Annotated in this window: 14 protein-coding genes; 6 read left to right on the top strand and 8 right to left on the bottom strand. The window is 44.6% G+C overall.

Annotation, left to right across the window (positions count from 1 at the left end):
* Window position 1: 1 nt before the first annotated feature.
* On the bottom strand, window positions 2-1,240 hold the full coding sequence (gene ylbJ, locus ACSQ8O_RS21915; RefSeq protein ID WP_436243352.1) for a sporulation integral membrane protein YlbJ: 1,239 nt from the start codon (window positions 1,238-1,240) through the stop codon (window positions 2-4).
* Window positions 1,241-1,324: 84 nt separating this feature from the next.
* Between ylbJ and ACSQ8O_RS21910 the strand changes: the two genes are divergently transcribed.
* Genes ACSQ8O_RS21910 through ACSQ8O_RS21900 form a run of 3 tightly spaced genes read left to right on the top strand, consistent with a single transcriptional unit; the run spans window position 1,325 to window position 2,716 of the window.
* A complete protein-coding gene (locus ACSQ8O_RS21910; RefSeq protein ID WP_436243351.1) occupies window positions 1,325-1,549 on the top strand; it encodes a hypothetical protein in 225 nt (74 codons plus the stop codon).
* 24 nt (window positions 1,550-1,573) lie between these two features.
* The gene (locus tag ACSQ8O_RS21905; RefSeq protein ID WP_056613325.1) at window positions 1,574-1,966 is read left to right on the top strand and encodes a globin; all 393 of its coding nucleotides are present in this window, start codon (window positions 1,574-1,576) and stop codon (window positions 1,964-1,966) included.
* Window positions 1,967-2,014: 48 nt separating this feature from the next.
* Complete coding sequence (locus ACSQ8O_RS21900) at window positions 2,015-2,716, top strand: DUF2225 domain-containing protein (RefSeq protein ID WP_436243350.1); 702 nt, start codon at window positions 2,015-2,017, stop codon at window positions 2,714-2,716.
* Between the two features lie 66 nt (window positions 2,717-2,782).
* Here ACSQ8O_RS21900 and ACSQ8O_RS21895 read toward each other — a convergent pair whose 3' ends face one another.
* From ACSQ8O_RS21895 to ACSQ8O_RS21885, 3 genes are read right to left on the bottom strand one after another with little or no spacing between them, the layout of a single operon-like run.
* On the bottom strand, window positions 2,783-3,892 hold the full coding sequence (locus tag ACSQ8O_RS21895) for a diguanylate cyclase (RefSeq protein WP_436243349.1): 1,110 nt from the start codon (window positions 3,890-3,892) through the stop codon (window positions 2,783-2,785).
* Between the two features lie 27 nt (window positions 3,893-3,919).
* Window positions 3,920-4,165 (bottom strand): hypothetical protein, encoded by a 246-nt coding sequence (locus ACSQ8O_RS21890; protein WP_082595376.1) that lies wholly within the window; start codon window positions 4,163-4,165, stop codon window positions 3,920-3,922.
* Between the two features lie 3 nt (window positions 4,166-4,168).
* A complete protein-coding gene (locus tag ACSQ8O_RS21885; RefSeq protein ID WP_082592644.1) occupies window positions 4,169-4,333 on the bottom strand; it encodes a YycC family protein in 165 nt (54 codons plus the stop codon).
* 156 nt (window positions 4,334-4,489) lie between these two features.
* Here ACSQ8O_RS21885 and ACSQ8O_RS21880 point away from each other — a divergent pair, with 156 nt between their 5' ends.
* Window positions 4,490-6,298, top strand: coding sequence for a M3 family oligoendopeptidase (locus ACSQ8O_RS21880; protein ID WP_436243348.1), 1,809 nt, complete (start codon window positions 4,490-4,492; stop codon window positions 6,296-6,298).
* A 451-nt stretch (window positions 6,299-6,749) separates the two neighbouring features.
* Here the strand turns inward: ACSQ8O_RS21880 and ACSQ8O_RS21875 are convergent, their stop codons facing one another.
* A complete protein-coding gene (locus tag ACSQ8O_RS21875; RefSeq protein WP_436243347.1) occupies window positions 6,750-8,009 on the bottom strand; it encodes a methyl-accepting chemotaxis protein in 1,260 nt (419 codons plus the stop codon).
* A 289-nt stretch (window positions 8,010-8,298) separates the two neighbouring features.
* Here ACSQ8O_RS21875 and ACSQ8O_RS21870 point away from each other — a divergent pair, with 289 nt between their 5' ends.
* Complete coding sequence (locus ACSQ8O_RS21870) at window positions 8,299-8,661, top strand: O-methyltransferase (protein WP_436243346.1); 363 nt, start codon at window positions 8,299-8,301, stop codon at window positions 8,659-8,661.
* 33 nt (window positions 8,662-8,694) lie between these two features.
* On the opposite strand, the gene ACSQ8O_RS21865 is transcribed toward ACSQ8O_RS21870, so the two are convergent.
* Genes ACSQ8O_RS21865 through ACSQ8O_RS21855 form a run of 3 tightly spaced genes read right to left on the bottom strand, consistent with a single transcriptional unit; the run spans window position 8,695 to window position 11,626 of the window.
* Complete coding sequence (locus ACSQ8O_RS21865) at window positions 8,695-9,525, bottom strand: ABC transporter ATP-binding protein (RefSeq protein ID WP_436243345.1); 831 nt, start codon at window positions 9,523-9,525, stop codon at window positions 8,695-8,697.
* Window positions 9,526-9,557: 32 nt separating this feature from the next.
* Window positions 9,558-10,607, bottom strand: a complete 1,050-nt coding sequence (locus ACSQ8O_RS21860) for a FecCD family ABC transporter permease (protein WP_436243344.1) — start codon at window positions 10,605-10,607, stop codon at window positions 9,558-9,560.
* Entirely contained in the window at window positions 10,604-11,626 is a 1,023-nt protein-coding gene (locus ACSQ8O_RS21855; protein WP_436243343.1) for a FecCD family ABC transporter permease, read from the bottom strand. Before ACSQ8O_RS21855 ends, ACSQ8O_RS21860 begins: the two co-directional genes overlap by 4 nt.
* A 184-nt stretch (window positions 11,627-11,810) precedes the next feature.
* On the opposite strand from ACSQ8O_RS21855, the gene ACSQ8O_RS21850 reads away from it, so the two are divergent.
* The gene (locus tag ACSQ8O_RS21850) at window positions 11,811-12,806 is read left to right on the top strand and encodes an ABC transporter substrate-binding protein (protein ID WP_436243342.1); all 996 of its coding nucleotides are present in this window, start codon (window positions 11,811-11,813) and stop codon (window positions 12,804-12,806) included.
* The last annotated feature ends 35 nt before the right edge of the window (window positions 12,807-12,841 follow it).

Raw genomic sequence — 12,841 nt, 5'->3', positions numbered from 1 at the left:
ATTATCTTGTTCCACCAACCTTTTCATACACCAGTCTAAGTAAGGAATATGCGAGGAAGAGACTCATGATGACAGCAAAAGCACCAACAAAGACCATCGCACTTATCGGGAAAATAAGCTTTAGATAGCTCAAAACGGGTGAATTCGCCTCGTAGTGCTGCAAGAATACAGCCTGGGGACTTCGAAATCGCTGCATAGGCTCCCAAATCAGGAGAACAATAGCAGCAGAGAGTATGCCATGAAGGAGGCGGGCGAAAAGGAACGGAAGATAGCGCATGTTGGTATGACTTAGTAAGCTGACAATTTGAGCATGCACGGACATGCCAGCCCAGGAGAGGATGAAGGCGCCAATCGCGACTTTACTGGAAAGGGCCATCGAAGCGGGGGCACTTCCTGCAGCTTTTGCGCCGAGTGTGACTTCGAATAACCCGTTCATGACGGCTTGTGAGAGCTCGTGAGGTAATCCTGTAATGGATAAGAGGGATGTAATCAACCAATAGAACACATTCATAACCTGGGCAGAGGTAAGCACCTCTAGAACGACAGAGAAGAAGACCACAAGTCCACCTACCACGAACATTAAGCGGAGGGAGTGGAGAATGGATTCGCTTAACAAAATACCTAAAGATCTTCCATCTCGTATTCTCGCGTTATGCATGGTCTCGAAGGCTTGTTTCCATATAGGGCCACTCTCCCTAGGCTGCCCAGGAGTAGGTAAGGCTTTCCGGCCGTGAAAACGCATGATGAGGCCAATCATCAACGAGCCTCCATAGTGGGCAATGGCCAAAATAAAAGCTAATGTGACGTCATGGAAAAAGCCAATCGACACAGCTCCGATTAGAAATATTGGATCCGAGCTCGTTGTGAAGGCAACAAGCCGTTCGCCTTCTTCCCGGTTAACCAGCTTCTGTTCCCAGAGCTGAGCAGTTAACTTAGCCGCTACGGGATATCCAGCGGCAAAACCCATTGCCATTACGAATCCGCCAATCCCAGGGATACGGAAGACGGGACGCATCATCGGATCAAGTAGTGTACCGAAGAAATGAACGATCCCGAAGCCAAGCATAATTTCGGAGATAACGAAGAAGGGGAACAGGGCTGGGAAGAGCACATCCCACCAAATGGAAACGCCGCGTAAAGCGGCTTGAAAACCGTCATGCGGGAATAGAACCAAGCATACAATGATGCCTATAATAACGAATGACATAAGCAAGGCTGGGGTGAAGTTTTGTTTCGGCATAGACGGTAGATACCTCCTCTTATTCAACTATATGAATAAGCTTGGACATACATGCCGTCCCGAGTTTCATGAAATAGTAGGTAGATGAGCACCTATGTCCAAGTAGGACTGTGTGGTCGTTTATTTTGGTTCATGGGACTGTTCAGTCCTTGTTTTTATGGTAAAATAGAACTAGTAAAACTTAAATCCTATACAGCGGGAGTGATTCAAATGACAGGTGTCATTGCCGGATTGGTAGTCTGCATGTTCGTGTTTGTCATTCGAGAAACGCTCATGCGCGCAGGGGACGAGGATTTAGAGAACTATTGAATACGAATTGCGAGGTTTCTTGGTATGTCAGAGAGCAAAAACAGAACCATATTTGAGTTAATGGGGGGGGCGGAGACGGTAAGTCGTTTGGTAGAGGCCTTCTATCCGAAAGTACAGCAGCACCCGTTACTTTCGCCGCTTTTTCCTGCTAACATAGACCCAGTTATAGAGAAACAGACGTTGTTTCTAACCCAATTTTTCGGTGGCCCAACCTTGTACTCCGATCGCCACGGTCATCCGATGATGCGTGCTAGGCATATGCCTTTTCCGATTACAAGAGAGCGTGCGGATGCATGGTTAGCTTGTATGACAGAAGCGATGGCTGACATAGGCATGCCGGATGATTTACAGGATTTTCTCATAGAACGGCTTAGAGGTTCTGCCTATCATTTCATCAACACACCTGAGGAAGACTAGTCCATTCTTCCTAAACAATATTAATTAGGGAAAAAGGCGGGAGTTCAAGTGGTCGAACCCTTATATGAGATATCAGTGACATGCACCTACTGTACTAATACGTTTAAGTCGAAGAAGGTTCGACCTAGCTTCAAGAAAGCGAGTAAATCTGATTCAGATTTCTGCCTTCACTATAAGGATGTTAATCCCGATTACTACGTTGTACGTATCTGTCCTTTCTGCGGGTACGCACATACTGAGAACTTCTCGGATAAATGGACTGCGGGAGAACGAGCTGTGTTCCATGAAAAAGTAGCTCAGAACTGGTCGATGCGCGACTATTGCAGGGAGAGAACGTGGGAAGATTCCCTTCAGTGCTTTAAGCTAGCACTTCTAAGTGCGCAAATCAAAAACGAGAAGTCACGCGTGATTGCTGGATTATTGCATCATTTGGCTTGGCTTTACCGGGGTAAAGGCGACTGGGAGCAAGAAGAACGTTTCCTCTCATTTGCACTAGATGCGTACGTGAATGTCTTCGAAACCGAAGGTATGGATTTGAATAACGCGAAGCTCATGTATCTAATGGGCGAGTTGAACCGGAGATTAAAACGTTTTCCCGATGCGGTTAAATGGTTTTCACGGATTATTAATGATCGTAAGATTATGGATGCCGGGATGATTAGGGCTAGTCGCGAACAATGGGTGACAACGCGAGAAGATATGCTTGCTATGCGTTTAGAACTGCCGGATGAGATGAAACAAGCTACGTAAATGCACAATAAATCTGCAAGAAAATAAAATGAACGCTTAGCCATGACACGGTATCTAACCGGATGGTTAAGCGTTCATTTTTTGTGCGATTCCCTGTGGCTGCTTGAATAGTGTGGGACGGTTTTTGCCAGTATGCTTGGATTGATAGAGGGCGTGATCGGCTTCCGAGATCAGTGTTTTAAGATCCATGTGTGGAGATTCAGCTGTTGAGATCCCGATAGAAATAGAGATGGGAGCCGCTTCCAAGCCATTTTTTTTGTAGAGAAATAATTCCGAAATGGAGGTACATAAGGTTTGGCCGTAGCTAAGGACTCGAGCAGGATCTGTTTCCGTACAGAGCAGAATAAATTCTTCTCCCCCATACCTCGCCAGGTAATCTTGCTCATGAATCAAATGACGAAGAACAGAACTTACTTCTTGGAGTAACTGATCGCCTTCTAAATGTCCGAATCGATCGTTATACAGCTTGAAATTATCGAGATCAATCATCATGATAGATACTTTACGCTTATGTAAGGTACTCTGAGCGATAGGCATAAAACTTCTTAAATTGGGCAGCTTGGTTAAACCATCTTGATTCGCTTGCATTTCAAGCTTGCGTTGCAGTCGCCAATTGTTGTTCTCGTCATTCACCATAATGATGATCATGAAGAGGGTGGCGGACGTAATAGCAAACATGAACAATTGATCAAGGGTATATGACCAAGATAAGCTGCGTTCCAGAAAGCTGTGGGTAAGTATACGCATAATGAAAACGAAACCACATATTTGTAGAGCGAGTCGAATAGGTATGTCCAAGAAGCCGTTTCGATATTCTTTGTTATGGAAAAAGGAGCTAATGAAGGCCGGGGCAATGAGGTCTTGTGCGATGATGAACCAGGCTTGATTTTCTTGTGAGATTATACTAGAACCAGCAGGCAATATGGTCGAGAAGAGGGCAACAGGTAATCCATATCGCAATCCGGCCATGAAGATGGGTAACGAGCGAAGATCGATTAAGCCGAATGTCTCAGGAAGTGGAACCAGCATCATGATGATGCTGGCTAAACCTGTAAGCAAAGAGGCGAATAGATGTTCGTGCGAATCGATTAACATCTTGCTATGAACTTTCAATGCTAAATAATTTAAGGTCACTAATGTACATGCGCTTGTCAAAGGAATGAGGTACTCATTCATAAAGGTTCGTTTGCTCCTTGCGATGAACTACGAATTATGTTTATTTCGTACCGCGGTGTCCGCTAGTAAATAATCGCGATCTGTATCTACAAGCGTCAACTTGTTATGACAACAAGGGAAGACAAGCAGTTTCTTTTTACCCTCGTGTATGGACTCGAGCTCGTGAATTTTGAGCGGCAGTAAGACATTTGAGCTTAGACAGAACGGACATTGGGCCACATAAATGTCCTTCATGATGATGTCGTAAGGCCATGTGTTAGCAAAAGGTATCAAGGGCTACTTCGATTCCGGTTCGCTCGTGTCTGACGATGTGCTTTTCGCGAGCTCAGCTAATTTCTGAAGAAGAATATGTTGTGGCATATGCATGAGATGTTCTAAAGGTACTTTAAGCTGCTCCGCTAACTTAACAGCTGTTTCAGGAGAAATTTGTAACGGTTTCATATTATAGAAATCACCCATCCTGTTCCGATTTAGTCCGAAGGAACTATACATAATTGAATCATACTTTTTGAAGAGAAGCAATGAGGAAGATGCGGATAGTTGGCGAATGCCTGGTGGATATGATTTAATTAAAAGTGGAAAGGAAAGGTGATCGCATTGTTAACATTACCTCTTAATCAAACATGGAATCTTGAAACATTTTTCCCTGGAGGAAGTGATTCTCCTGCATTCGCTGCACACCTGAAGAAACTTCAGGAGTCCATTGCATCTTTTCAAGAGCAAGTACGTCGTACAGCTTCTCCGCAAAGTGTAGAGGATACCTCGTCGCTGGCACAATTGATTGAATTGCTTCAGCATAATGTGATGCATATTCACGAGGCAGATTCTTTCGTAGGCTGTTTGCAAGCCGACAATCAGAAGGATAAGAAAGCACCTGTGTTAAGCGGACAAGTCAAAAGCTTATATGCTGAGCATTTATCTTCCCTTACTCATTTTGATCAGCTTCTGACAGGGGTGCCAGATCAGGTTTGGGCAGCCGTGTTGCAACAAGAGCCTTTTCAAGCCATCGCCTTTTCGCTCGATGAACGTCGCGCACTGGCGAAGGAGAAGCTCCCGCCTGAGCAAGAAGCTTTAATTAATGATTTAGCTGTTGACGGCTATCATGGGTGGAGCGATTTGTATAATTCGACCGTAGGTCAATTCAGCATGGCTGTTGAAGTTGACGGGAAGCAGGTAGAACTATCCGCAGGTCAAGCTTTCAATAAGCTGCATACCGAGAATCGTGAAGAACGTTTAGACTTATTTGATAAATGGGAACAAGCATGGACGGATAAAGAAGAATACTGTGCAGAAGCATTAAATCACTTGGCTGGCTTCCGTCTTCAGGTTTATAAGGCAAGAGACTGGAAAAGCATACATAAAGAACCACTTGCAATTAACCGCATGGAAGAAAAGACCTTGAACGTGATGTGGGACGTTATTGACCGCAATAAGGGACTTTTCGTGGAGTATCTGAATCGAAAAGCGAAGCTCCTAGGCGTTGACAAGTTGGCGTGGGTTGATGTGGATGCGCCGCTTGGCGATTCATCCAAGAAGATTTCCTACGACGAGGGTGCGAGTCTGATTATTGATCAATTCAAACGCTTTAGTCCGAAGCTTGCTGCCTTCTCTGAGGAAGCTTTCGAGAAGCGCTGGATCGAAGCGGAGGATCGCCCTGGCAAACGCCCTGGCGGCTTCTGTACTTCATTCCCGCTAGCAGGTGAGACACGTATCTTCATGACGTACGGAGGAACCCTGAATAACGTCTCTACGCTCGCTCATGAGCTAGGGCATGGTTACCACCAGCATGTGATGACGGATATGCCGGCGCTCGCGCAGGAATATGCGATGAATGTAGCTGAAACAGCTTCTACTTTCGCTGAAATGATCGTAGCAGATGCGGTCGTGAAGAGTGCATCGACTGATGAGGAGCGTATTGTGTTGCTCGAGGATAAAATCCAGCGGGCTATCGCTTTCTTCATGAACATTCATGCACGGTTTATTTTTGAAACGAACTTCTATGCTGAACGTAGTCAAGGCTTAGTAAGTGTAGAGCGCCTTAATGAGCTCATGGTCGATGCGCAGAAGCTTGCTTACAAGGATGCCTTGAGCAGCTACCATCCGCATTTCTGGGCAGCTAAGCTGCACTTCTATGCGACAGACGTTCCATTCTACAATTTCCCATATACGTTCGGGTACATGTTCAGTGCTGGTATATATGCAAGAGCTGTGCAGGAAGGCGCAACTTTCGAAGACAAGTACATCTCCTTGCTTCGAGATACAGGAAGCATGAACGTAGAGGAACTAGCGCATAAGCACTTAGGCGTGGATCTCACTGAGCCAGATTTCTGGCAAAGTGCTGTTGACATGGCAGCACAAGATGTGAAGCAGTTTATGGAGCTAACTGAATCGAAGGTACGTGTGTAGGTTTGGTTGGTGGCGGTAGGTGATTACACTGGGGAGCAGTAGGCAATGATTAAACCTTACTGTCCCACTAAGGTTCCAACCAAAGTTCTCAAAGCACTTGGTGCTGTCAAAATTGCAAAAGTGCACTATTGAATGGGTTTTCACTTGTTTTATTGGAAATTGATGCAAAAAGGCATCAATTTGGAGGAAATTGAGTGGAGATTGTTGAAAATCGATAAAAAGGATGCCTATTTGCACGTATTTTCTAGTTTTGAGGAAGAATGAGGAAATAAGGTTGCCTATTTGCATTTTCAGGGAGAAATCATCCGTCAACGTTGACTTATCCCGCACATGCATCCCTCAATGTTGTCAGTTAACCTGATAACATAGGCGCTCACGCTGCTTTCCGTCTCGTATCGGATAAATAAACAGCCCCTCGGAGAAGGTCTCTGAGGGGCTGTTCTTTTATGTATTAAAGCTTAAAAATTTGAATGGTTTGCTGCAACTGGGTCACAACCCGCGTCATTTCTTCCGCTTGCGTTACGATGCCTTGTACAGTTGAAATTTGCTCATTCATGGAAGCAGACACTTCTTGCGTACCCGCCGCGGACTCTTCTGTGATGGCTGAAATATTTTCCATCGCTGCTGCGATTTGTCCAGAGCTTTGAAGCATGCTTTCACTTTCTTCTGCGAAGCGTGTAATTTCCTCTGAAATGAAGCCGACGCTGCCAACAATCTCAGCGAATACAATTTCGGTTTGATCGATTAAGACCGTTTGTTTCTTAACGACATCTTCATTGACTTGGATGCTGCGAATCGCATCTTGAATGCCTTGCTCAATGCTCTTAACGAAGCCGAATACTTCACGTGTGAGGGAAGTGGATTCTTCAGCAAGCTTACGTACTTCTTGCGCTACAACAGCGAAGCCTCGGCCATGTTCACCAGCTCTAGCAGCTTCAATGGATGCGTTGAGGGACAATAGGTTCGTTTGCTCAGCAATCTCGGAAATGGAGCGCGTAACGCTCGTAATACCAGCGGCTTGGCGAGCAAGCATATCAATCGTATCTGAAACCTGTCTAGTTACTTCTACATTTCGTTTCATGCCGACGCCTTGGCTTTCAACCGATGTGCGTCCTTTTTCTACGAGGGTCATCATTAGATCCGAACGGTGCTTCATTTCTTGGGCAGATCCAGCATAATTAACGATTTTCACTTCAATATCTTTGGAAGTGATGGATACGCCAGAAATCTCCTCGGAGATTTGTCCCGCACCAGCAGCCAGCTCATGGGCCGAAATACTCACTTGCTCAAGAACAGTACGAAAGTTTTCATTCTTCACATAGATATCACGGCTTGTCTGGAAAACCTGCTTCGAAATAGATCCTGTATCGCGTAAAATATCGCGGAGCTTGTCAATCATTTTATTAAAGGATTGGCCGAGTTGACCGAGTGAATCGTCAGATGTGATAGCCACCTTTTGAGAGAAGTCCCCTTTGGAAATGTTAAGGGCAATTCGGGAGATACCATCGATTGGCTCCGTAAGCTGACCTTCAAACCAACGGATGAAAGGAAAGCTTCCAGCTAAGATGATAATCAGGAAGATAATGCCAAGTAAGCGGTTCCAGTCTGAGGCGAAAGTTACAATTAACATGAAAAGCGAGTTTAAACCAATTAGTGCAAAACAACCAAGTTGTAGTTTCTTTCTAAACGATAAGGATGAGATTTGTTCCAATCCGATCGACTCCTCTGCAAAATTTGTTTACTTATGGAGAAAAATAATAGGTGTATTTGAAAATTATATCACCGAACATGGAAACATTCTACAGTTTTTCGACACCAATCGTTCGGTATTTACAAAAAAATTGGAAATTACATTAAGTGAATATAAAGAATATAGTGAATTATTCAAATATTGGAAATAAACTGTTGAATTATGTAAATTGTCTGGGTATAATAGGTCTACAGTCACAAAATTAACATAATTAGTAAATATACGTAATTTAAGGAGGAGTATTATAAAATTGGAACAGTTTACACTCGCGAGACAAATCGATATGGTATTTCGTAAGATTAAAGATGAGCTTTCTCATGTGAACTCAGGCACAGTGTTTGTTCAAATTCGCAACAATGAGATTGGCAAATTTGGGATTAAACATTTGCCGTTTGAAAGCTCAGAGGGTGTATTGCCTGCAGCTGTTAGCGCAGGGTTAACAGAAATACAATTCCAAACGTTTCGTCAAATGGCAATCGAATCACTTAAGCGTAAGAAGAGCTGGACGCATGGGGAAATTATGTTTGACTTTACGGTAAGAAAGAATGTTGTTTCAATTAGCATCATGTTTGAGAGCAATTATAATATGGCTACATACGCACGTACGATTTAGCACTTATTCCTAATCCTATTGAAAGAACCCCGATCACAATTGTGATTGGGGTTCTTTCGTTAACAATATGCGACCTTTGCCATACGGAATGCACATCGGTGTCCCGAAGATAGGGTCAGTTGTTACCTGACAATCCATCCCAAACACTTCACGCAACAAAGGTGCATTGACGATGTTCTCTGGCTTGCCTTCCGCATATATGGAGCCTTTTTTGATGCTGACAATGTGGTGTGCGTAGCGGCAAGCTAGATTAATGTCATGTAAAACCATGACAATTGTGCGCTGTTCTCTCTCATTCAGTTCGAATAATAAGTCCAACACTTCAATCTGATGGGTAAGATCGAGATACGTGGTCGGTTCATCAAGGAGTAATGTAGGTGTGTCTTGTGCTAAAGTCATCGCGATCCATGCGCGCTGGCGTTGTCCGCCAGAGAGTGAATCGACAGTTCGATCGGCAACGTCTAGCATATCCGTAAGATCGAGTGCCTTCATTACCTTGTTTTCATCCTCTTGACTCCATTGCTGCAACCAACTTTGATAAGGGTAGCGCCCTTGTTTAACAAGTTGTCTGACGGTCAGGCCTTCTGGAGCCGTTGGCCCTTGGGGCAAGATCGCCATTCGCCGTGCGATCTCTTTGGTCGAGAGCTTCGCAATCTCATGTCCATCCAATAGAATGTTGCCTGAGGTTGGTTTCATAAGTCGAGCAAGTGAGCGTAGAAGTGTGGATTTTCCACAACCATTACTGCCGATAAATACCGTGATTTTGCCCTTAGGGATTTGCACGTTTAAACTATGGAAAATTGTTGTATCACCATATGTCAATTGAAGCGATTGGGCTTCGAGTGCTTGGTCTGAGGTTGTCATAAGCTCGTTCTCCTTTTTCGTAGACATGGGGGTTATCCCCGATTCCTACTGCGATATAGGACGTAGATGAAAATAGGTGCGCCAATGGCTGCTGTGAATACACCTGCTGGGATATCGAGTGGCTTGAACAGGGAACGACCACATAAGTCTGCCATAAGCAACAGTAGAGAGCCTGTGAGCGCAGAAACAGGAATCAAGGAGCCGAAGCTAGGACCAACAAGTTTACGTGAAATGTGTGGAGCCATGAGCCCAATGAAGCTTATCGCACCGCCAAAGGCCACAGCAGCTCCAGCCAAGGCAACACTAAGCATTATTAATAGAAACCGTTGACGCTGTACATGGCTTCCAACACTCTGTGCAATATCTTCTCCTAGGGACTGGATGGTAATGTGCCGCGCGTAGAAGAAGATGACGGGTATCAGCACAGCCACCCAAGGAAGCAAGGGGTAAACCGCTTTGGCCCAAGATACGCCATAGATACTGCCCGTCATAAAAGTTAGTGATTGTTGGGCGAGTACGATAGGTCCCGTTAGCATCATGAGATAGGATACTGCGCTCATTGCAGCTGTGAGCCCTGTCCCTATGAGGACAAGTCGCAGCGGTGTAATGCCATTTTTCCAAGAAAACAGGTAAACCAGCAAGGTTGCAAGAAATGCGCCTAGGATCGCTGCGACCGGCAGCCAATGAATGCTGAGTTTATCTGAGAAAAAGAAGAAGAAAGAAACAGCGCCTAGCGTTGCACCGCCTGTTGTTCCAATCGTATCTGGTGAAGTGAGCGGGTTGCGGACGATCCCTTGTAGAATTGCCCCAGCTACACCTAAAGATGCGCCGATTAGAACGGCTACAATAACACGAGGCAAACGTAATGAGCGAACGATCATCGTACTAGAGTCTGTTCCATAACCGAAAACGGCCTTTACGACATTCAAAGGTTTAATCGTAATACTGCCGACGCCTGTGCTTATAATCATCATGAGGATGACGGCTAGGAATAGAGATAGCGTGACGATAACGGCTTTTTTGCTTATTAAAAAAGAGTAACTTTTGCTTCGAATCGTAATATCTCGCTTAGAAGCTCTCATTTCAGGAGTCCTCCTTTTCGCGCGATGTAGATAAAAAAAGGAACGCCAAGGATAGCGGTCATCACACCGACATGGACTTCCTTCGGCATAATAATAAAGCGAGCTCCGATATCCGCGCTTACCAACAGAATACCGCCTAGCACAGCGCAATAAGGAATGACCCATCGGTAGTCAATCCCGATAAGAAAGCGGACGATATGAGGTATCATGAGGCCGACGAACACAATTGGGCCAGCAACAGCCACAGATCCGCCAGCAAGAATAATAATAAGGAGTGCAGTAATTAGTTTTATGTACACTGTTTGTTGCCCTAATCCTTTGGCAATATCATCACCCATGGATAAGACATTGATGTGGGGGGATAGCAGAATAGCCCCGATCCAAGCGAGCAACATATATGGATACACGGATTGCAGCATAGCCATTGTACGCCCTTCTACAGAACCTACAAGCCAGTAGAGTACTTGTTCGAAGGCTTTGCCATTGCCTAGCAATATTCCCTGTGTGAGTGAAGCGAAAAAAGCCGTCATCGCGGCGCCTGCAAGCGTGATCTTCATGGGTGTCAAGCCGTCGCGTCCTAGCGACCCAAGCCCATAGACCAATGTAGCACTCACGGCAGCACCCAAAAAAGCAACCCATGTAAATTGCGTTAGGCTGGATATGTTGAAAAAGCTAACAGCTACAACAATAGCAAACGCAGCCCCAGAATTAATTCCGAATATACTCGGCGAAGCGAGTGGATTTCGAGTCATTGCTTGCATAAGTGCACCAGCAACGGCCAAACTGCCACCAACGAGTGCGGCAATTAAAGCTCTAGGAATTCGCACAGTTTGAATAATAATCGATTCATTCGTTGGTTTGTCAGAAGGATCAAAAGAAGTCATGATTTGATCCCAGGAATACGTTTTGAGGCCAAATCGGACACTGCTAAGTATGAGTACAAGTAGAACACAAACGGCTGCTAGTAACCCGATACTTTTATAAATATGAGAGAGACGTTCTGTTGTTGGTGAATGCACGGTGGTTACCCTCTTCCTTCCTACCTCTCTTGCTTCATATATTTTAAAGTCAACGGTATTTGAAGTCAATGAATATGAGAATCATTATCAAAATTGTTGACAAACTAGGTCCAATTCTAGTATTATGTGCAAAGTAGTGAGAACCGTTATCACAATTAGTACAACTAGGGGGAACAAAATTATTATGTTTAGTCAAAAACGCCGCACGTTTGGAAGAGCGTGGGCTCTTGTTGCATGTCTCTTTGTTTTTAGTATGATCATAACGGCATGTGGAGAGAAAGCAGAAACGAAGTCGTCTGCCTCTGCAGCTCCGCAAGAATCAGCGAAATCGGATGCTCCTCGTACAATTAAGCACGCTATGGGAGAAACAGCAGTACCTGCTAACCCTAAACGTGTTGTCATATTAACGAATGAAGGAACTGAAGCTTTACTTGCTCTAGGAATTAAGCCGGTTGGAGCTGTTGAATCCTTCTATGGTAATCCTTGGTTTGACCATTTCAAAGCGGATATGCAAGGTGTTACAACAGTAGGTGTAGAAGGACAGCCGAACTTGGAAGTCATAGCATCACTAAAACCTGATTTAATTATTGGTAATAAGCTTCGCCAAGAGAAAGTATACGAGCAATTGAAAGCTATTGCGCCAACAGTTTTCGCAGAAACACTGCGTGGCGAATGGAAAAATAACTTCAGTCTGTACGCAGATGCATTGAATAAGAAAGCCGAAGGCGCCAAAGTGATCGGGGATTACGATAAACGTATTGAGGATTTCAAATCCAAAGCAGGCGACAAGCTGAAAGAAAAAGTGGCTGTTGTCCGGTTTATGGGTGGTAAATCGAGATATTACTACGGTGACATGTTCTCTGGGGTTGTTTTCAAACAAATTGGCTTCGCTCGTTCGGATGCTAAGAGTGATGAGAAGTCGTTCGAAGACATTACTAAAGAACGTTTGACTGAGCTGGATGCTGCGGATCGCGTTTTCTACTTTACGTATGAAATCGGTGATGGCAAAGGGAATAAGCAAGAGCAAGAGTGGATGAATGATCCACTTTGGAAAAACCTTAAAGTGGTGAAAGATAACAAAGTCATCAAAGTTAACGATGCTACTTGGAATACAGGCGGCGGCGTTCGATCAGCAAACATCATGTTGGATGATTTGTACAAAATCTACGACATTAAATAGGTTGAAAAAAAGGGCTTTCTCCGAGTATCTACCCG

Source organism: Paenibacillus sp. LjRoot56, from assembly GCF_964253335.1.
Classification (GTDB): Bacteria; Bacillota; Bacilli; order Paenibacillales; family NBRC-103111; genus Paenibacillus_E; species Paenibacillus_E allorhizoplanae.
The sequence above is the reverse complement of the archived record's forward strand: the minus strand, read 5'-3'. Positions and strand labels throughout refer to the sequence as shown.